Below are 16,213 nucleotides of genomic sequence, written 5' to 3'. Positions count from 1 at the left end.
CAGCAGGTGCTTCAGACGGTTGACTACGCCAACACCCGTTACTCGAAGCTCGACCAGATCAACGCCGGCAACGTCAAGAACCTCCAGGTCGCCTGGACCTTCTCGACCGGCGTGCTGCGCGGCCACGAGGGCTCCCCGCTCGTCGTCGGCAACATGATGTACGTGCACACCCCCTTCCCCAACATCGTCTACGCGCTCGACCTCGACCACGACGCCAAGATCGTCTGGAAGTACGAGCCCAAGCAGGACCCGTCCGTGATCCCGGTCATGTGCTGCGACACGGTCAACCGTGGCCTGGCCTATGCCGACGGCGCCATCCTGCTGCACCAGGCCGACACCACCCTCGTCTCGCTCGATGCCAAGTCGGGCAAGGTGAACTGGTCGGTCGTCAACGGCGACCCGAAGAAGGGCGAGACCAACACCGCCACCGTGCTGCCGGTGAAGGACAAGGTCATCGTCGGCATCTCGGGCGGCGAGTTCGGCGTGAACTGCCACGTCACCGCCTACGACCTGAAGTCCGGTAAGAAGGTGTGGCGCGGCCACTCCCAGGGCCCGGACGCCGACATGATCATGGATCCCGAGAAGACCACCTCGCTCGGCAAGCCGGTCGGCAAGGATTCCTCGCTGAAGACCTGGGAAGGCGATCAGTGGAAGACGGGCGGCGGCTGCACCTGGGGCTGGTTCTCCTACGACCCGAAGCTCGACCTGATGTATTACGGCTCGGGCAACCCCTCGACCTGGAACCCGAAGCAGCGTCCGGGCGACAACAAGTGGTCGATGACGATCTGGGCGCGTAACCCGGACACCGGCATGGCCAAGTGGGTCTACCAGATGACCCCCCACGACGAGTGGGACTACGACGGCATCAACGAGATGATCCTCTCCGACCAGAAGGTCGGCGACAAGGAGCGTCCGCTGCTCACCCACTTCGACCGCAACGGCTTCGGCTACACCCTCGACCGTGCAACCGGCGAACTCGTCGTCGCCGAGAAGTACGATCCGGTGGTGAACTGGGCCACCAAGGTCGACATGGACAAGGGTTCGAAGACCTACGGCCGCCCGCTGGTCGTGTCGAAGTACTCGACCGAGCAGAACGGCGAGGACGTGAACTCGAAGGGCATCTGCCCGGCCGCCCTCGGTTCGAAGGACCAGCAGCCCGCGGCCTACTCGCCGAAGACGCAGCTGTTCTACGTGCCCACCAACCACGTCTGCATGGATTACGAGCCCTTCAAGGTGTCCTACACCCCGGGCCAGCCCTATGTCGGCGCGACCCTGTCGATGTACCCGGCCCCCAACTCGCATGGCGGCATGGGCAACTTCATCGCCTGGGACGGTGTGAACGGTAAGATCAAGTGGTCGAACCCGGAGCAGTTCTCGGTGTGGTCGGGCGCGCTCGCCACCGCCGGTGACGTGGTCTTCTACGGCACGCTGGAGGGCTACCTGAAGGCGGTCGACTCGAAGACGGGCAAGGAACTCTACAAGTTCAAGACCCCGTCGGGCATCATCGGCAACGTGATGACCTACCAGCACAAGGGCAAGCAGTATGTCGGCGTCCTGTCGGGTGTCGGCGGCTGGGCCGGCATCGGCCTGGCGGCGGGCCTGACCGATCCGAATGCCGGTCTCGGCGCGGTCGGCGGCTACGCGGCTCTGTCGAACTACACCAACCTCGGTGGTCAGCTGACCGTCTTCACGCTGCCGAACTAATCGGTCGCAGAGGATCAGCATGAAACGGGTGCCGGCGCGGGTTTCCGCGCCGGCATCCTTATGATTTAGATGTCTTGTAAGTAAGGAAGAGCGGCCGGGCACAGATCCCGGTCCGGCCGGGTGTCTCAGGGAGAAACGTCTCTTGCATTACCTCAGCAACACCGTCCTGCGGCCCATCGTGGCTGCCCTCGCCCTAGCGGCCGTCTCATCGGTCGCCGTACATGCTGAGGATGCCAAGCCCGCTGCCGATCCCGCCCTCGCCAACTCCTTGAATCCGAACGACAAGGAGAAGGACGAGAAGCTCCTGGCTCGCGACGCGGCCGTGAAGGTGGACGACGGCAAGTATCTCGACAGTCAGGGTCACCCGACCTTCCGCGTCACCAACGAGGGCAAGAAGGTCGACTGGTATCTGTATTCCGGCTACCGCCGCTATCACGCGGAGTGCCACGTCTGTCACGGCCCGGACGCGATGGGCTCGACCTACGCCCCCGCTCTCAAGGATTCGCTGAAGCGCCTCTCCTACGAGGAGTTCATCGGCATTCTCGCCGGCGGAAAGCGCGACACCGAGGCCGGCCAGGAGAAGGTCATGCCGGCCTTCGGCGATAACAAGAACGTGATGTGCTACGCCGACGACCTCTACGTCTACCTGAAGGCCCGCGCCGCCGGCGCCTGGGGCCGTGCCCGCCCGGGCGAGAAGGAAGAGAAGCCGGAGGCGGTCAAGACGACCGAGAAGGAGTGCCTGGGCGGTTAATGTCCCGCTCCAGCCGGCTTCTCGCTGCCACGCTCGCGCTCCTGCTCGGATCAGCAGGAGCGCGGGACGCCGCCGCGCAGCATCTGCCCGACCTCGTCACGACGGACGTTCTGCGCGTCTGCGGCGACCCGGGCAACATGCCGTTCTCCCAGCGCAAGGAGGATGGTTTCGAGAACAAGATCGCCGCGATCGTCGCGGACGAACTCAAGGTCAAGCTCCGCTATTACTGGCTGACTCAGGGGCCGGGCTTCGTCCGGAACACACTCGGCACCGGCCTGTGCGACCTCATCATCGGCTCCGCCTCGGGCGCCGAGCTCGTGCAGAACACCAACCCCTATTACCGCTCGGCCTACACGCTGGTCTCGCGAAAGGGCGACCTCGCGGGCGTGACGCGTCTCGATGACCCGAAGCTCAAGGGCAAGGCGATCGGCGTCATCGCCGGCACGCCGCCGGTGAGCCGGATGGGCGATCTCGGCCTCGTCAGCGTGATGAAGGCCTACGCGCCCTATCAGCTCGATCCCTCGCGCAAGCACCAGACCGTGGCGGCCGAGGTCATCGCGGATCTCGCCGAGAAGAAGCTCGATGCCGCAATCCTCTGGGGGCCGGCCGCGGGCTGGCTCGCCAAGCAGAGCGGGGTCGAGATGGACGTGGTCCCTCTTCTGCAGGAGCCCGACCGTCCGGCCCTCACCTTCCGCATCTCGATGGGGGTGCGGCACGAGGAGAACGACTGGAAGCGGACCCTCAACACCATCCTGCGCAAGCGCCGCGCCGACATCGAGCAGGTGCTGCGGGAGTATCAGGTGCCGCTCCTGCAGGAGGAGGAGAACAAGCTCCTCGAGCCGGAGAAGAACTGAGGCGAGGGCCGGGACAGCGGTCCGGCCCTTCGCATATCCGCTCCCCGGTCAGACCGGCGTGATGCCGGTGGCGTCGAGCTTTGTCAGCGCCTCCGCGACGGTCTCGCCACCGATGACGAGGTCCGGGGCGATCTCGGCGAGTGGCACGAGCACGAAGGCCCGCTCGCGGACGTAGCGGTGGGGCAGGACGAGGCGCTCGTCCGAGACCTCGGCACCGGCATAGGACAGGACATCGATGTCGATCACGCGCGGGCCCCAGCGGCGCTCGCGCACGCGCCCGAGGGCGGCTTCCGTGGCGAGGCAGGCTTCGAGGAGGTCGTGGGGGCTCAGGTCGGTCTCGATGCCGATCGCGGCGTTGAGGAACCAGTCCTGGTCCGTGTCCCCCCAGGGTGGCGTGCGATAGTCGCGCGAGCGCGCGGTGATCCGGATGCCGGGCCGGGCGCGAAGCCCCTCGACGGCGGCTTCGAGATTCGCCCGCTTGTCGCCGATGTTGCTGCCGAGCCCGAGATAGGCCTGATGGTTCATCCGGCGGCCCTTCCGCGCGTGATCTCGATGCTGACACCCTCGATCACCGCCGGCACGGGCGCGCTCGGCTTGTCGACCCGGACGGTGATCGAGAGGAGAGGCGGAAATCGCGCGAGGGCGGCCTCCGCGATCGCCTCGGCCAGCGCCTCGATCAGGGCGAAGCGCTGCCCTGTCGCGATCCCGACCGCGATCTCGGTCAGGTCCGCGTAGCTGACGGTCTGCGCAACGTCGTCCGAGCGGCCCGCCGCGCTCAGGTCGAGGCTGGCATCAAGAGAGATGTAGAAGCGCTGTCCGAGCCGCGCCTCCTCCGTCAGGAGGCCGTGATAGGCGTAGACCGCGATGCGGTGGACGAGGATGCGGTCCCCCATCAGCGGGCGTCCCGCCGCATCACGGCGTCGACCACGCGCATCGCGTCGATATGGGCGGCGACGTCGTGCACGCGTACGATGTCCGCCCCCAGGGTGCCGGCGAGGACGTGCGCCGCGATCGACCCGTGCAGGCGGTCGACAGGCCGGGTCTCGCGGTCGTGCAGCCGCCCGAGGAGCGACTTGCGCGAGACGCCGACGAGGAGCGGGAAGCCGAGGGCCCGGATCTCGGGCAGGCGCCGCAGGGCTTCGAGATGCTGCTCCCAGCTCTTGCCGAAGCCGATGCCGGGATCGAGGACGATGTCGGCATCCGGGATGCCGGCGCGGCGGGCGATGGCGAGAGAGCGCTCGAAGAAGAGCCGCATGTCGTCGACGATGTCGAGGCTGGCGTCGATCGTCTCGCGGTTGTGCATGACGATGACGGGCGCGCCGTGCGCGGCGGCGACGCGGGCGATGTCGGGCTCGCGCTGGAGGCCCCAGACGTCGTTGACGATCCGAGCGCCCGCCTGCAGCGCGACCTCGGCGGTCGAGGCCTTGTAGGTATCGATCGAGATCGGAACCGGCAGGCGGGAGGCGAGCGCCTTGATGACCGGCAGGACGCGGGCCTGTTCCTCTTCGGCGGTCACCGGAGTGTGGCCGGGGCGGGTCGATTCCCCGCCGATATCGACGAGGGCGGCGCCCTCAGCGACGAGGGCGTCCGCCTGAGCCGTCGCGGCGTCCTCGCCCAGGAAGCGGCCACCGTCCGAGAACGAGTCCGGCGTGACGTTGAGAATGCCCATCACGAGCGTCCGCTGGCCGAGGCCGGGACGGAGGCGGGCGAGGGCGGAGGATGTGTCGCTCACGGTAAAACGCGGGGCCCTGCACGAGCGGGGCGTCGCAGCCCCGGAAGCGCCCGGGTTTGGACGAAAGCGGCCGGGGAGGCAACGGGGAAGGGCCACGCGACGATGGCCCGTTCCCGAGAGTGGCGCGGGGTGCCGGCTCGCTCAGCCGCGGAAGCAGCGGATCTCCGCCTCGGCCTGGGCGCGGCGCAGTTCCGCGACCTTGTCGTCGAACATCTTGGTCGACCGGAACTCGTTCGAGCGCTGGCCGATGCCCTGGCGCATGGACAGAACCGTGCTCGCCTGCACGTACTTGTCGTAGGGTAGGATCGAGGCGAGGGCGTCGAGGGAGCAGGAGCAGCGCTGGAGCGCCTCGCGGGTCTGCCCATTCGCCGCCATGCAGCCGAACACGTAGTCGGCCCGCGCCTCGGTCGGGTAGTCGTTCTCGAGATCCGCAGCCGCGAGACCCGGCCCGACCAGAGCCGCGAGAACGAGCCCCGCGAACGCGCCGCGCTCAGCCAGCTTTCTGATCATAGCTCAACCGCTCCTCGAGGAGTTCGCCGCCCTCGGCGTTCTTGGACTGGGCCTCGATCGAGACCAGCTCGCCCGGCACGGCCGGCGAGGTGACGAAGGTGTAGGTCATGTTCGCCATGCCGCGCATCCGGTCGGCGAGCTTGTCGCCCTCGAAGGGCTTGGTCTGGATGCGCCAGCCGTCGACTTCCCGACCCTGGTAGGTCACCTTCGTCGGGGTCACGGTGGCGCCGTCGCGCAGGCCCTTGCGGATCGCGTTCTTGAGATAGCGCGGGTTCGCCTCCAGCACCTTGGCGAGCGCCATCAGGTGATGCTCCAGGAAGAGCGTCATGACCGGATTGCCCGGCATGTCCTCGAAGGGGCCGGCCGGAAAGCGGTTCTGACCCGAGAACATCTCGACGCGGATGGTGCGGTCGTCGGCGCCCTTGCCGGGCTCGAGCTTCAGCTTGATCGTGTCGTTGAGGGTCGGGCCGAACGGCCCCTTGGCGATGCCCGAGCGGCGCAGATACGCGTAGGTGAGCGTCGTGCCGGGCGTGGTGTTCTTCATCTGCGGCTGCTCGAAGAGCAGGTCGGCGGCGGCCGGCGGGCTTCCGGCATTGACCTTCTCGGCGGCGGGCGCTTGCGCCGGCGCCGTTTGAGCGAACACGGGCGCGGCGAGCAGGACGAGACAGGCCGCGGTCGTCAGGATCCTCACAGCTTCGCTTCCTCCTTCAGCGGCGACCGGACGTTGCTGCCGATCGTCCGATAGACGTAGTCGGGCGGGTTCTCCGCCGCCTCCTCCGCTGCCAGCGCCCGCACCTTGGCGTGGAGCGGAGAGAGCGAGCAGGCCGGGTCGGTCGCCGCCGCGTCGCCCGCCAGCGCGAGCGCTTGGCAACGGCACCCGCCCCAATCCTTCTCCCGGCGGTCGCAGGAGCGGCAGGGCTCCTGCATCCAGTCGGTGCCGCGATAGGCGGTGAAGGCGGGGGAGTTTGCCCAGATGTCGCCCAGCGAATGCTCCGTCACGTACCAGAACTCAAGGTGCGAAATCGTCTCGGCCGCGTGGCAGGGCAGAACCTTCCCCTGCGGCGTGACGTTCATCAGCTTGCGGCCCCAGCCGCCCGCACAGGCCTTCGGGTATTTCGCGTAGTAATCCGGCACGACGAGATCGATGACGAGCTGGCCCTTCAGCCGCTCGCGGGCCGCCTCGACGATGCGGATCGAGGCGTCGACGTCGGCCTTGTTGGGCATCAGGGAGGCGCGGTTCACGTAGGCCCAGCCGTAATACTGGGTGTGGGCCACTTCGAGCCGCTTGGCGCCGAGCTTCACCGCGAGGTCGATGAACCCCTCGACCTCGTGGATGTTGCCGCGGTGGATCACGGAATTGAGCGTCAGCGGCAGGCCGAGGCTCGTCACCTTCTCGGCGAAGAGCATCTTCTGAGGCTGCGCGTTCTTCAGCCCGCCGATCTTCTCGGCATTCGCCGCGTCGACCCCCTGGACCGAGAGCTGCACGTGGTCGAGCCCGACATCGTAGAGGGCCTGGAGCTTGTCGAGCGCCCCGCCGACCCCCGAGGTGATCAGGTTCGAGTAGAGGCCGAGCTTGGCGCAGGTCTCGGTGATCTCGACGATGTCGTTGCGGGCCGTCGGCTCGCCGCCGGAGAGGTGAACGTGGAGCACGCCGAGCGCAGCGGCCTCCGTCAGCACCCGCTGCCACGTCTGCGTGTCGAGCTCGCGCGAGCGCCGGTCGAGTTCCAGCGGATTCGAGCAATAGGGGCAGCGCAGGGGGCAGCGGTGGGTCAGCTCGGCCAGGAGCCCGACCGGGGCGGGGACCGCTTGACGGCTCGGCGTGATCGCGTTCATCGCTCCAGCACCCTCTTGGTCGCGAGGTCGTTCAGCATCACGAGGATGTCGGCCTCGATCAGCTTCGGGTCGGCGGCGTAGGTCTCGCCGAGCTTGATCGCGATATCCGTGACCGTCCGGCTGCCGTCGACGAGGCTGAGGACGGCGACCGCGTTGTCGTCGAGGTCGAACGTCCGCTCGGGCGCGAGCAGGACGTGCTTCTGCCGCGTCTCGTCGAAGCGCAGCCGGACGCCGCGGGGCAGGCGCGGGACGTCGCCGGCCTCGACCCTGCCGGTGCCGGCCGCCTGCGGGACGGCCGCAATCTCGGCCACCAGACCCTCGCCCGGGCGCCACGCGTCGGGCGGGGTCATGCCGGGCGCGACATAGGCGAAATAGAGGGCGTCGAGCTGCGTCCAGAGGACGTTGCACTTGAAGGTGAGGGCCGCCATCGCCTGCCGCTGCAGGGCCGGGGTGGTGGCGTGCTGCTTCACGTAGTCGAGGGCGAAGTCCGCGTCGCGCGGGGCCTGGGTCAGGCGCTTGTCGAAATAGGCGAGCGTGTCCTTCGTGATGAAGTCGTAGTTCTTCAGCATGCCCGAGACGCGCTCGGAGATGATCGTCGGCGAGAACATCTCGGTGAGCGAGGAGGCGATCGCCTCGAGCAGCGAGCGCTCGGACACGAAATGCACGTAGGCGTCGACCGAGAAGCGGGTCGCCGAGAGGATGCCCTTGGTCGAGAGCACGTAGTCGCGCTCGAAGCCGACGCCCTCGGCAAGCTTCAGCCAGCGCTCGATGCCGCCGTCGCCCGGATGGTCGCCGTCGTGATCGACGATGCGCTGGCGCCACACGCGGCGCAGGGACGCGTCCGTCATCCGGGCAAGCACCGCGGCGTCCTTCACCGGGATCATCGCCTGATAATAGTAGCGGTTGAGAGCCCAGGCCCGGACCTGATCCTTGTTCAACTTGCCGTCGTGAAGAAGACGATGGAACGGGTGCAGGTTGTGGTAGCGCTTGGCGCCGATGTCGCGGAGCGCCGCCTCCAGTTCCTCGGGGCTGAGCAGCCGCTGGGTCTCGTCGGCAGCGGGGGTCGGGAAGGCTGCGGTCATGGCGTATCCAAGCGTCCGTCTTCGAGTCGCGTTTCCTGGAACCGTTATCAAGATGGGGCGGGGCGGGCCGATGAGCCACCGCCTCATCCGCGCGATTATATCGCGTCCAATATAAACCTGCTGCACTAAAATTCCAATCCGGCACCCGCCGGACGGATGATTCAGAGCGTCAGCGCGAGCCCGTCATGGCCGACCGTCCAGCCGGCGGACTCGACGTCCGAGCGCTCGGACGAGCCCTCCACCAAGACCGGGTTCGTGTTGTTGATGTGCACGAAGATGCGTCGGCCGATGGCCACCGGAGCGAGCGCCTCCACCGAGCCACCCTCGCCGCGCATCGGCACGTGGCCCATGCGCCAGCCCGTCTTGGTGCCGACGCCGGCCCGGATCATGTCGTCGTCGTGCAGCACGGTGCCGTCGAACAGGAGCGCGTCGACCCCCTCGATCCGCGCCCTCAGGCCGTCGGTGACGCGGGCGCAGCCGGGGATGTAGGCGAGGCGCTTGCCGCCCGCCTCGATCATGGCGCCGACCGTGGTCTCGGTCTCGGCGCCGATCTGCATCGTCTCGTCCTCGAGCCAGAGCGGCACCTTACCCGGCACGGAGAAGAGGGTGACGGAGAGGCCCGCGACGGGCTCGAAGGTCTCATCGAGCGAGATCGCCTCGCGCCTCACGACATCGGCCGCCATCACGTCGAAGACGCGGTTGTCGTTGACCGAGCCGAGGATCCCGTTCGTGCCGTAGAGGGTGAAGGGCTGTCCCTCGCGCAGGGTCAGCAGCCCGGCCACATGGTCGACGTCGCCGTTCGTGAGGAGGACGGCGCGGATCGGCGAGTGGCGCAGGCCCTCGCGCGGATGCAGCACGGGATTGTCGAAGAGTTGCTGCCGGATGTCCGGCGAGGCATTCACCAGGAGCCAGTCGGTTCCGTCAGGGGAGACCGCGATGCTCGACTGGGTGCGCGGCCTGACGCGCTCCGGCTCGGCTCGCGCGAGCGAGCAGATGGGGCAGCGGCAATTCCACTGGGGAAGGCCGCCGCCGGCAGCCGAACCGAGGATCACGACACGCATGGAAAGCTCTCACGCAGCCTGCGACCCTCGGTCCGGCGCATCACCTTAGTGGAAGGTGTCGATCTCGGCCGACTCGTAGCTCGTGACTTCCATGCCGACGCAGATCTCGGAAACGACGGGGGCTGCCCACTTCATGGTGTTTCTCCAGGTTCTTTTCGATCGCCAATCCCTTTCGAAACCTCCTTAAGAGGATCCTAAGATACTGACGGCGCAGTGATTTCTGCTGCGCGAGCTATATCGGCAATTCCGGCCGACTCTTCAAGCGCTAAATTGCCAGATGCTCCCAGAAATGCACCGTCACGAGGCCGTGAGGATCAATGTCGGTAGTCCTGCCCGCGCAGGTCGAGCATGAACCCGCGGCCGCGCACGGTGACCAGGATCGGACCGCCGAACCGCACGAAATCCGCCATCTTGGATCGGAGGTAACCCACGTAGACATCGACGACATTCAGGGACAGGCCGCCCTGGCTCGCCCACAGCTTGTCGAAGATGTCGCCGCGCGAGACGGGTTTGTTCGCTTGGTCCATCAGCATGGCGAGGAGTTCCGCTTCGCGCGGCGTGAGGCGTGCTGACGCATCCCCGAAATTCATCTGCCGGGTGTTGAGGTCGAGGGTGAGCTTGCCGGCGGTGACGATGGTCCGCGGCTCGTCCGATTCCTTTCGGCGGAGAAGGTGGGTGCGGAGCCGGGCGACGAGCTCGTCGAAGACGAACGGCTTCACGATGTAGTCGTCCGCCCCGAGCGCCAGTCCCTCCGCGCGGTCGCGCACCTCGTCGCGGGCACTGAGAAACAGGATCGGACCGGGATAGCCGCCCTCGCGCAGCGACCGGCAGACGTCATGGCCGGACCCGTCCGGCAGGGTGATGTCGAGGACGACCGCCTCCGGCGCGTCGTCCCGGGCGGCGGTCAGGGCGTCCCCGACGCAGCCCGCCATGCCGACGGAGAAGCCCTCGGCCTCCAAACCGCGGGCCAGCATGGCGCGGATGTCGCTGTCATCCTCGACGATCAGTACCCGCGTCATGCGGCGCTCTCCCGTGTGTCCCGCCCCTGATTCTCGACGTCGGCGAGGTCGAGGGCGGGCAGCGTCAGCGTCACCCGCGCGCCCCGTCCGCCCTCGCCCCGCCCGAGGCGGATCGTCCCATCATGATGCTCAATCACCCACCGCGCCAGTGCCAAGCCGATGCCGAAACCCGTCTCCGCCGGACGGTCCCCGCGCCGGAAGCGCTCGAACAGCTCGGCCTCCGACGCCCCGAAGCCCGGCCCGTCGTCGCTGACCGTGATGGTCGCGTGACCGGGCGCGACCTCTTCGGCGCGCAGGGCCACCGTGACGCGCGTCGCGCCGGTGGCGTGCCGCAGGGCGTTGTCGATCAGGCTCTCCACCACCTGCCGCAGCCATTCCCGGTCGGCCAGCACCTCGCAATCCCGCGAGCCCGGCTCCAGGTCGAGGGCGACGCGGCGGCGCGCGGCCTCGGAGGCGGCGTTGTCCACGGCCTCGGCGAGGATCGAGGCCACGCTGACGGCGCGGCGCTCCAGCTCGATCTGGCCCGATTCCGAGCGGGCGACCCGCAGCAGATCCTCCACCCGCAGCTTCAGGCGCTGGGCCCGCTTGCGGATGGTGGCGAAGACAGGTCCGTAATCGACGCTGCGCCCGGCCTGCCGGGCGGCGAGGTCGCACTCGCCGAGGATGACGGTGAGCGGCGTGCGCAATTCGTGGCTGACGTCGGCGAAGAAGCGGCGGCGGGACCGGTCGACCGCCTCCAGCCGCGCGTTGGCGGCGCGCAGATCGGCCGTGCGCGCCTCGACCGTGTCCTCCAGTGCGGCCCGGTCGGCCGCGAGGCGGCCCTCGCGCCGGGAGAGGCGGGCGGCCATGCGGTTGAAGTTCGCGACGAGCAGGCCGAGCTCGTCGCGGGTCGCCACCGAGAGCCGCGTGTCGAGTTCGCCCCCGCCCACGGCACCCGCGGCCTTCCGGATCGCGGCGATGCGCGCGAGCGTCGGGCGCGTCACCGAGCGGTAGAGCACGAACACGATCCCGAAGGCGACGAGCACGGCCGCCCCGGCGGCGAGGCGCAGGCGCTGCGACAGCGCGCGGGCCTGCTCGGAACCGAGCACCATGGTGCGCCGCTCGGCCTCGATCAGGAAGGATAGGGGCTGGCCCGTCATGGCGCCGAAGCCGTTGAGCGCGCCCTTGATGCCGTTCTTGCGCGCCTCCGGGTCGAGTTGCCGCTCGATCTGCGCGACCTGCCGGTCGAGGATCACCCGGGCGGCCCTGATCTGGGACATGGGCCGGGTGCGGGCCGCGTATTGCGTCCGGTCGAGCGGGTCGTTCGTGGCGATGATCGTGGCGGCGAGCGCCTCGTCGACGGCGGTCAGCGCCCGGTCGACGTTGGTGCGGGCGATCGAGAAGGTTTCCGGCTGCGCCTCGGAGCCGCTCACCGTCTCGAGGGCGGCGAGGCCGAACTGGGTCAGGCGGCCGGACAGCTCCGCGAGGAGTTCGAGCCGGTGCTGGGCGGCGAGCGTCCGGTCGAGGGTGCTCTCGGTCGCCGCGATCGACCAGAGCGCGCCGGCGGCCGCGAGGACGACGAGCAGGGCGGAGCTGCCGAGCAGCAGCGCGAAACGGACCTTGAGCGAGCGCATCGACCCCATACCCCGCCGCCCGGACCGTGCGGGGGCCGGCGGCGCGGCCGGAGAGTGTCACCGACGCCGCGCGAGGCCAAGGGGCGGATCACGACGACGACAGCTTCATTCCCGAACGATCGTTGCCCGGTGTCGGGGCGGTGCGCCGGCTCGCTCGATCGCCGAAACCCGGCGTCGCCCCAATTCGCGATCGTGTCGACCCGCCGGACGCGCCGACACGCTCGAGCGAAATTCGAGTGCTGCCCCTCACAGATCCTTCGGCTGGCTGCCGCGGGCCGCGCAGCGCCAGCGCTCGACGTGCCATTCGGGATGCGCCGCCTGCCACGTGGCGAGCGCGCTCTGCGAGTGGCGAAGGCAGATGAACGGGTTCGTCGCCTCGTAGGACAGGTTGATCCGATCCTCGCGGCAGGTGGTCGGCTGCGCGAGGAGGCAGATCGAGAGCAGGATCATCATGGGGCGGGCCTCGTCGTGGGCGGAGGGAACCCGACGCGCCCGTGCTTCGCGCGAAGCCGGCTCAGGTTCTGCCGCCCATAAATGAGGCGGCCGGGCGCGCCGGCCAGCCCCCGCGGCAGGTCGGCAGGGCCTAAGCCGCGGCCCAGATCTCGCCCTTGCCGAGGGTCGCGAGGTCGCCCGAGTAGCGCTTCAGCGCGCCCGCCGCGAGGTCGGCATGGGCCGGGCTCACGCCCCGCAGCGAGCGGGCGAGGAGGCGCAGGAAGACGAGGTCGTGGCTGCCCGTCTCGACGAAGGTCGGGCTCATCGCGCCGTGGCTGCCGACGAGCAGCGTGCCGCGACGCATGCCGAAGCCGGGATGATCACCGACCGCGAGCGCCGCGATCGTGCCCGCGATCATGCGTGCGCCGGCATGATGTCCCACCTCACCCGCGACGAGGAGGCCGCGCCGCATCCGGTCGCCGAGATGGTCGCCGGCCCGGCCCTTGATCACCAGGGTCGCCCCGTCGAGCCCGGCCTTCGCCGCGTAGACCGCGCCGCCCGCGTGGTCGCCGGCATCACCCTCGATCGTGATCGTGCCGCCGGTGGCGCCGCTGCCGGCGAAGGGCCCCGCATTGCCGGCCACGGTGAGCGTGCCGCCCGCCATGCCCTCGCCGAGGCGCTGGCCGACATCGCCCGCGACCCGGATCGTGCCTCCGGACAGGGCGGCGCCGACCCGGTCGAGCCGCTCCGAACCGCCCTCGATCGTGAGCGTGTCGGATCCGTCGAGGCTCACCGAGAAACAATCGCCGAGGGTGAGGCCCCGGCGGCTCGTTCCGACCGGGAGCTTGGCCGCCTCGATCTCGGACAGCTTCGCGAGGGCGAGCGGGTTGATGCTGTGGAAGTCGAGGCGCTCGGGCGGAGCCTCGCGCAAGGTCAGGACGCTCATGCTGCACCCGGTTTCGTGAGGAGGTCCCGGAGGTGGTAATGGTGGCGCCCGAGATTGCCGCCGTAATTGCCGGCGGTGACCGCCACGAGCCCGTGGCTCGCACCCACCTCGGTCGCCGCGTGGAGCGCCGCACGCATCGACTCGGCCACGCCCTGCGAGGTGAGCGCGTCGATCACGATCTCCAGCACCACGCCGCAATCGGGCGGCAGGGCCGAGCCGGCGCGTCCTTTCAGCGTCGGGCAATAGGCATCGTTGGTCGAGGCCATCATCCCCTTGGTGCGGCCGCCGACCTTCGAGCCGGAGCGCACCACGCCGCCGGGAAACGGCAGGATCGCGCCGGGCACGGACTTCGCCGCCTCGACCGCGATCTCGGCGACCTTGAGCGTGTCGGCGTGCTTGCGGCCGAGGAACAGGAGGTTTCCGCCGCCCACCGCGCCGTCGACCGCCCGGGTTGAATCCTCGCACAGGAACTCGCCGTCCATGACCGGGATGCGCCAGTACCGGCGCGCCTTGCCCTGCGCGTCGGTCAGCCGCTTGGCCACCGCGAAGCCGTCGCCGAAATAGCGGATCGCGCCGCCGAGCTTGATCTTCGTCGGCCCCTCGACGCCGGCGTAGCAGGCGGTGCCGGGGCAGGTGAGGATGCACTGCCCGACGCGCTTGAGGAGCTGCTCCTTGAGCCCGTTCGGCTCGAAGCCGAAGAGCAGGATGCGCACGCCCGGGCGCCCGTCCGGCGTCTCCTCGGGGGAGAGTTCGGCGTCGATGCCGGCCTCGGCGCCGCAGCCGATCACCGAGGTGGCGAAGCCCGTCATCACGGTGGCGGCGATCATCGCCCATTTGGGCGTGTCGTTGGTGACGATGATCGCGGTGCCGGCCACGTCGAACGCCTCGGCGAAGGTGTCCTCGACCGGGATGCCGTTGAGGGAGAGGTCAGCCATCGTCAGACTTCGATCCGGTCGTGCGGGGTGCCGTCCTGCGGACGGAGGGCGGTTCTCAGGCGCGGCATGCCACCTCCTCGAACACGTCGGCGACGGGGAAGGCCGCGTCCGGCACGGCGAAGCTGGCTAGCCCCTGGCCGTAGCGGTCCTGCAGGTAGGTGTCGGTGCGCCGCTCCATCGCCTTGTCGGACTCGACCGTGAGTTCGAGCGTGCGTCCGGCGCGCCAGTCGACGATCTCGCCCTCCTCGACGATCGGCACGCCGTCCTTCAGCACGAGCTTCGCCCGCGCGAACATCGCCGTGCGGTCGCGGTCGTCGCGGTAGATCGCGACGTCGGCCCGCGCGCCCTCGCGCAGGTGACCCCGGTCGGTGAGGCCCAGCAGCTTGGCCGGTCCCGAGCGGGTGAGCTTCGCGATCTCGGAGAGCGTGTATTCCCGCTCGATGCCCGGCAGCGAGGAGCGTTCGCCCACCACCTTCGGCAGGGTCGCGATCTCGCGGTCCCGCTCCTCCTTGTCCATCAGGAGGTGGATGATGCGCGGGTATTCCGTGAAGGGGCCGCCATTCGGGTGGTCGGTCGTCAGGATCGTCCGCTCCGGGTCGCCCGAGAGCAGCATCAGCTCCAGGCCGATCGCCCATTGAAGAGAGCTCGTCGGGCCGCGCGGCCGGTAGAGGAAGGGCACCACGCCGCCCCCCTCCGCATCGCCCGCGTTGAGGATCCACTTCTTCGGGTTGGCGCCCTTCCGGCCCGCGAACTGGCGCAGGATGTCGAGGGAGATCGTCACCGTCTGCCCGAACACCACCTGCCCGACGTCGAAGGTCGCGTTCGGGTGCGCCTCCATCGCCTGCGTCAGGCGCTCCGCGGCCGAGCGGAAGCCGCCCGTCATCGGGTTCTCGGGGTCGACCACGCCGTAGGCGTAGAACTGGGCGTGGGCGAAGTGGATGCGCCGCCCCTCCGCCGCCTCCAGCGTCGCCACGAAGGACTCGTCGGCGCCGGGGAGCCCGAGATTGTTGCAATGGACGTGCAGCGGGTGCGGCACGCCGATCTCCTCGACGGCGTCGAGGAGCGCGCTCATGATCTTGCGGGTCGAGAGCCCGTAGGTCGGGATCTCGTCGTCCAGGCTGAGCTTGAGCGCGCCGTCCTTGAAGGCGGAGGCGCCGCCGGCATTGATGCACTTCACCCCGAGCGCCCGCGAGGTCGCCGTGTTGAGCGCCACGAGGTCCCGCACCGCCGCTTTGCCCTCGCGGTCGCGCAGGAGCTGGAGCAGGTGGTCGTCGTTGCCCATCACGCAGAGCGCGCCCCGGTCGAGGAGCGGGATGTCGGCGAGTTCGAGCTGGGTCGCCAGCGCGTTGACCGGCGGCATCGCGGGCTCGACGGCGGTGGTGTAGCCCATCCGCGCATAGTTCGCGCCGATCCAGGCGGCCGAGCCGCCCGCATGCGCGAAGGGATGGCCTTCGGGGGCGGCCTCGCTGACGTAGAGGTCGGGCAGGAGCAGCCGCGAGAGCACGACGTTGCCGCCCGCGATGTGCGAATGGACCTCGACGCCGCCCGCCATCACGACGCAGCCCGACGCGTCGACCGTGCGGTCGGGCGCGCGCTCGGAGGGCGCGACGACGCGGCCGCTCTCGATCCAGACGTCGCCGACGGCGTCGCGGCCGGCCGTCGGATCGACGACCCGTCCACCTGTGATCCGGATCAGCATCAGGCGCCCTTCTGTTCGGTGAGGCGGTCGCGGATGCGGCCG

At 69.2% G+C, this 16,213-nt stretch carries 18 protein-coding genes; 3 read left to right on the top strand and 15 right to left on the bottom strand.

Going from position 1 to position 16,213, the window contains the following annotated elements; all coding sequences use genetic code 11:
- The 3 genes from E1J50_RS22125 to xoxJ form a co-directional block, all read left to right on the top strand.
- Positions 1-1,704: methanol/ethanol family PQQ-dependent dehydrogenase (locus tag E1J50_RS22125; protein ID WP_132255939.1), on the top strand; the 1,704-nt coding region annotated here is incomplete at its 5' end.
- Positions 1,705-1,846: 142 nt separating this feature from the next.
- Complete coding sequence (locus E1J50_RS22120; RefSeq protein ID WP_132255938.1) at positions 1,847-2,455, top strand: c-type cytochrome, methanol metabolism-related; 609 nt, start codon at positions 1,847-1,849, stop codon at positions 2,453-2,455.
- Positions 2,455-3,309: a rare earth element methanol dehydrogenase accessory protein XoxJ gene (gene xoxJ, locus E1J50_RS22115; RefSeq protein ID WP_132255937.1), complete on the top strand. Its 855-nt coding sequence runs from the start codon at positions 2,455-2,457 to the stop codon at positions 3,307-3,309. Before E1J50_RS22120 ends, xoxJ begins: the two co-directional genes overlap by 1 nt.
- A gap of 48 nt (positions 3,310-3,357) precedes the next feature.
- On the opposite strand, the gene folK is transcribed toward xoxJ, so the two are convergent.
- From folK to E1J50_RS22040, 15 genes are all read right to left on the bottom strand, one after another.
- Positions 3,358-3,834 carry a 2-amino-4-hydroxy-6-hydroxymethyldihydropteridine diphosphokinase gene (folK, locus tag E1J50_RS22110; protein ID WP_132255936.1) on the bottom strand — a complete coding sequence of 159 codons (477 nt, stop codon included), beginning with the start codon at positions 3,832-3,834 and terminating at the stop codon, positions 3,358-3,360.
- Positions 3,831-4,202, bottom strand: coding sequence for a dihydroneopterin aldolase (folB, locus tag E1J50_RS22105; protein ID WP_132255935.1), 372 nt, complete (start codon positions 4,200-4,202; stop codon positions 3,831-3,833). The genes folK and folB overlap by 4 nt, the downstream gene beginning before the upstream one ends.
- Positions 4,202-4,978, bottom strand: a complete 777-nt coding sequence (folP, locus tag E1J50_RS22100) for a dihydropteroate synthase (protein ID WP_207919269.1) — start codon at positions 4,976-4,978, stop codon at positions 4,202-4,204. The genes folB and folP overlap by 1 nt, the downstream gene beginning before the upstream one ends.
- A gap of 204 nt (positions 4,979-5,182) precedes the next feature.
- On the bottom strand, positions 5,183-5,551 hold the full coding sequence (locus tag E1J50_RS22095) for a hypothetical protein (protein WP_132255933.1): 369 nt from the start codon (positions 5,549-5,551) through the stop codon (positions 5,183-5,185).
- Positions 5,532-6,194 carry a hypothetical protein gene (locus E1J50_RS22090; RefSeq protein ID WP_245516698.1) on the bottom strand — a complete coding sequence of 221 codons (663 nt, stop codon included), beginning with the start codon at positions 6,192-6,194 and terminating at the stop codon, positions 5,532-5,534. The genes E1J50_RS22095 and E1J50_RS22090 overlap by 20 nt, the downstream gene beginning before the upstream one ends.
- A gap of 44 nt (positions 6,195-6,238) precedes the next feature.
- Complete coding sequence (gene pqqE / locus E1J50_RS22085) at positions 6,239-7,384, bottom strand: pyrroloquinoline quinone biosynthesis protein PqqE (protein ID WP_132255931.1); 1,146 nt, start codon at positions 7,382-7,384, stop codon at positions 6,239-6,241.
- Complete coding sequence (gene pqqC, locus E1J50_RS22080) at positions 7,381-8,466, bottom strand: pyrroloquinoline-quinone synthase PqqC (RefSeq protein ID WP_132255930.1); 1,086 nt, start codon at positions 8,464-8,466, stop codon at positions 7,381-7,383. Before pqqC ends, pqqE begins: the two co-directional genes overlap by 4 nt.
- Positions 8,467-8,627: 161 nt before the next feature.
- On the bottom strand, positions 8,628-9,527 hold the full coding sequence (gene pqqB / locus E1J50_RS22075) for a pyrroloquinoline quinone biosynthesis protein PqqB (protein WP_132255929.1): 900 nt from the start codon (positions 9,525-9,527) through the stop codon (positions 8,628-8,630).
- Between the two features lie 45 nt (positions 9,528-9,572).
- Positions 9,573-9,662 (bottom strand): pyrroloquinoline quinone precursor peptide PqqA, encoded by a 90-nt coding sequence (gene pqqA, locus E1J50_RS22070; RefSeq protein ID WP_109896664.1) that lies wholly within the window; start codon positions 9,660-9,662, stop codon positions 9,573-9,575.
- Between the two features lie 179 nt (positions 9,663-9,841).
- A complete protein-coding gene (locus E1J50_RS22065) occupies positions 9,842-10,546 on the bottom strand; it encodes a response regulator transcription factor (protein ID WP_109892360.1) in 705 nt (234 codons plus the stop codon).
- Entirely contained in the window at positions 10,543-12,159 is a 1,617-nt protein-coding gene (locus E1J50_RS22060) for a sensor histidine kinase (protein ID WP_132255928.1), read from the bottom strand. The genes E1J50_RS22065 and E1J50_RS22060 overlap by 4 nt, the downstream gene beginning before the upstream one ends.
- A 246-nt stretch (positions 12,160-12,405) precedes the next feature.
- Complete coding sequence (locus tag E1J50_RS22055; protein WP_132255927.1) at positions 12,406-12,612, bottom strand: hypothetical protein; 207 nt, start codon at positions 12,610-12,612, stop codon at positions 12,406-12,408.
- A 130-nt stretch (positions 12,613-12,742) separates the two neighbouring features.
- Positions 12,743-13,537 (bottom strand): formylmethanofuran dehydrogenase subunit C, encoded by a 795-nt coding sequence (locus E1J50_RS22050; protein ID WP_132255926.1) that lies wholly within the window; start codon positions 13,535-13,537, stop codon positions 12,743-12,745.
- Positions 13,534-14,472 (bottom strand): formylmethanofuran--tetrahydromethanopterin N-formyltransferase, encoded by a 939-nt coding sequence (fhcD, locus tag E1J50_RS22045; protein ID WP_132255925.1) that lies wholly within the window; start codon positions 14,470-14,472, stop codon positions 13,534-13,536. Before fhcD ends, E1J50_RS22050 begins: the two co-directional genes overlap by 4 nt.
- 55 nt (positions 14,473-14,527) lie before the next feature.
- Entirely contained in the window at positions 14,528-16,171 is a 1,644-nt protein-coding gene (locus E1J50_RS22040; protein ID WP_132255924.1) for a formylmethanofuran dehydrogenase subunit A, read from the bottom strand.
- Positions 16,172-16,213 lie beyond the last annotated feature (42 nt).

The organism is Methylobacterium segetis, from assembly GCF_004348265.1.
In the GTDB taxonomy this organism is placed as follows: domain Bacteria; phylum Pseudomonadota; class Alphaproteobacteria; order Rhizobiales; family Beijerinckiaceae; genus Methylobacterium; species Methylobacterium segetis.
Note: the sequence above shows the minus strand (reverse complement) of the source record. Positions and strands in the feature narration are given on the sequence as shown.

Excerpts from the sequence above, each read along its gene's own strand:
- xoxJ (WP_132255937.1), top strand. The coding sequence starts at position 2,455 with ATGTCCCGCTCCAGCCGGCTTCTCGCTGCCACGCTCGCGCTCCTGCTC.
- E1J50_RS22055 (WP_132255927.1), bottom strand. The coding sequence starts at position 12,612 with ATGATGATCCTGCTCTCGATCTGCCTCCTCGCGCAGCCGACCACCTGC.
- pqqB (WP_132255929.1), bottom strand. The coding sequence starts at position 9,527 with ATGCGTGTCGTGATCCTCGGTTCGGCTGCCGGCGGCGGCCTTCCCCAG.
- E1J50_RS22040 (WP_132255924.1), bottom strand. The coding sequence starts at position 16,171 with ATGCTGATCCGGATCACAGGTGGACGGGTCGTCGATCCGACGGCCGGC.
- pqqA (WP_109896664.1), bottom strand. The coding sequence starts at position 9,662 with ATGAAGTGGGCAGCCCCCGTCGTTTCCGAGATCTGCGTCGGCATGGAA.
- E1J50_RS22050 (WP_132255926.1), bottom strand. The coding sequence starts at position 13,537 with ATGAGCGTCCTGACCTTGCGCGAGGCTCCGCCCGAGCGCCTCGACTTC.
- fhcD (WP_132255925.1), bottom strand. The coding sequence starts at position 14,472 with ATGGCTGACCTCTCCCTCAACGGCATCCCGGTCGAGGACACCTTCGCC.
- pqqE (WP_132255931.1), bottom strand. The coding sequence starts at position 7,384 with ATGAACGCGATCACGCCGAGCCGTCAAGCGGTCCCCGCCCCGGTCGGG.
- folK (WP_132255936.1), bottom strand. The coding sequence starts at position 3,834 with ATGAACCATCAGGCCTATCTCGGGCTCGGCAGCAACATCGGCGACAAG.
- E1J50_RS22065 (WP_109892360.1), bottom strand. The coding sequence starts at position 10,546 with ATGACGCGGGTACTGATCGTCGAGGATGACAGCGACATCCGCGCCATG.
- pqqC (WP_132255930.1), bottom strand. The coding sequence starts at position 8,466 with ATGACCGCAGCCTTCCCGACCCCCGCTGCCGACGAGACCCAGCGGCTG.
- folB (WP_132255935.1), bottom strand. The coding sequence starts at position 4,202 with ATGGGGGACCGCATCCTCGTCCACCGCATCGCGGTCTACGCCTATCAC.
- E1J50_RS22095 (WP_132255933.1), bottom strand. The coding sequence starts at position 5,551 with ATGATCAGAAAGCTGGCTGAGCGCGGCGCGTTCGCGGGGCTCGTTCTC.
- E1J50_RS22060 (WP_132255928.1), bottom strand. The coding sequence starts at position 12,159 with ATGCGCTCGCTCAAGGTCCGTTTCGCGCTGCTGCTCGGCAGCTCCGCC.
- folP (WP_207919269.1), bottom strand. The coding sequence starts at position 4,978 with ATGGGCATTCTCAACGTCACGCCGGACTCGTTCTCGGACGGTGGCCGC.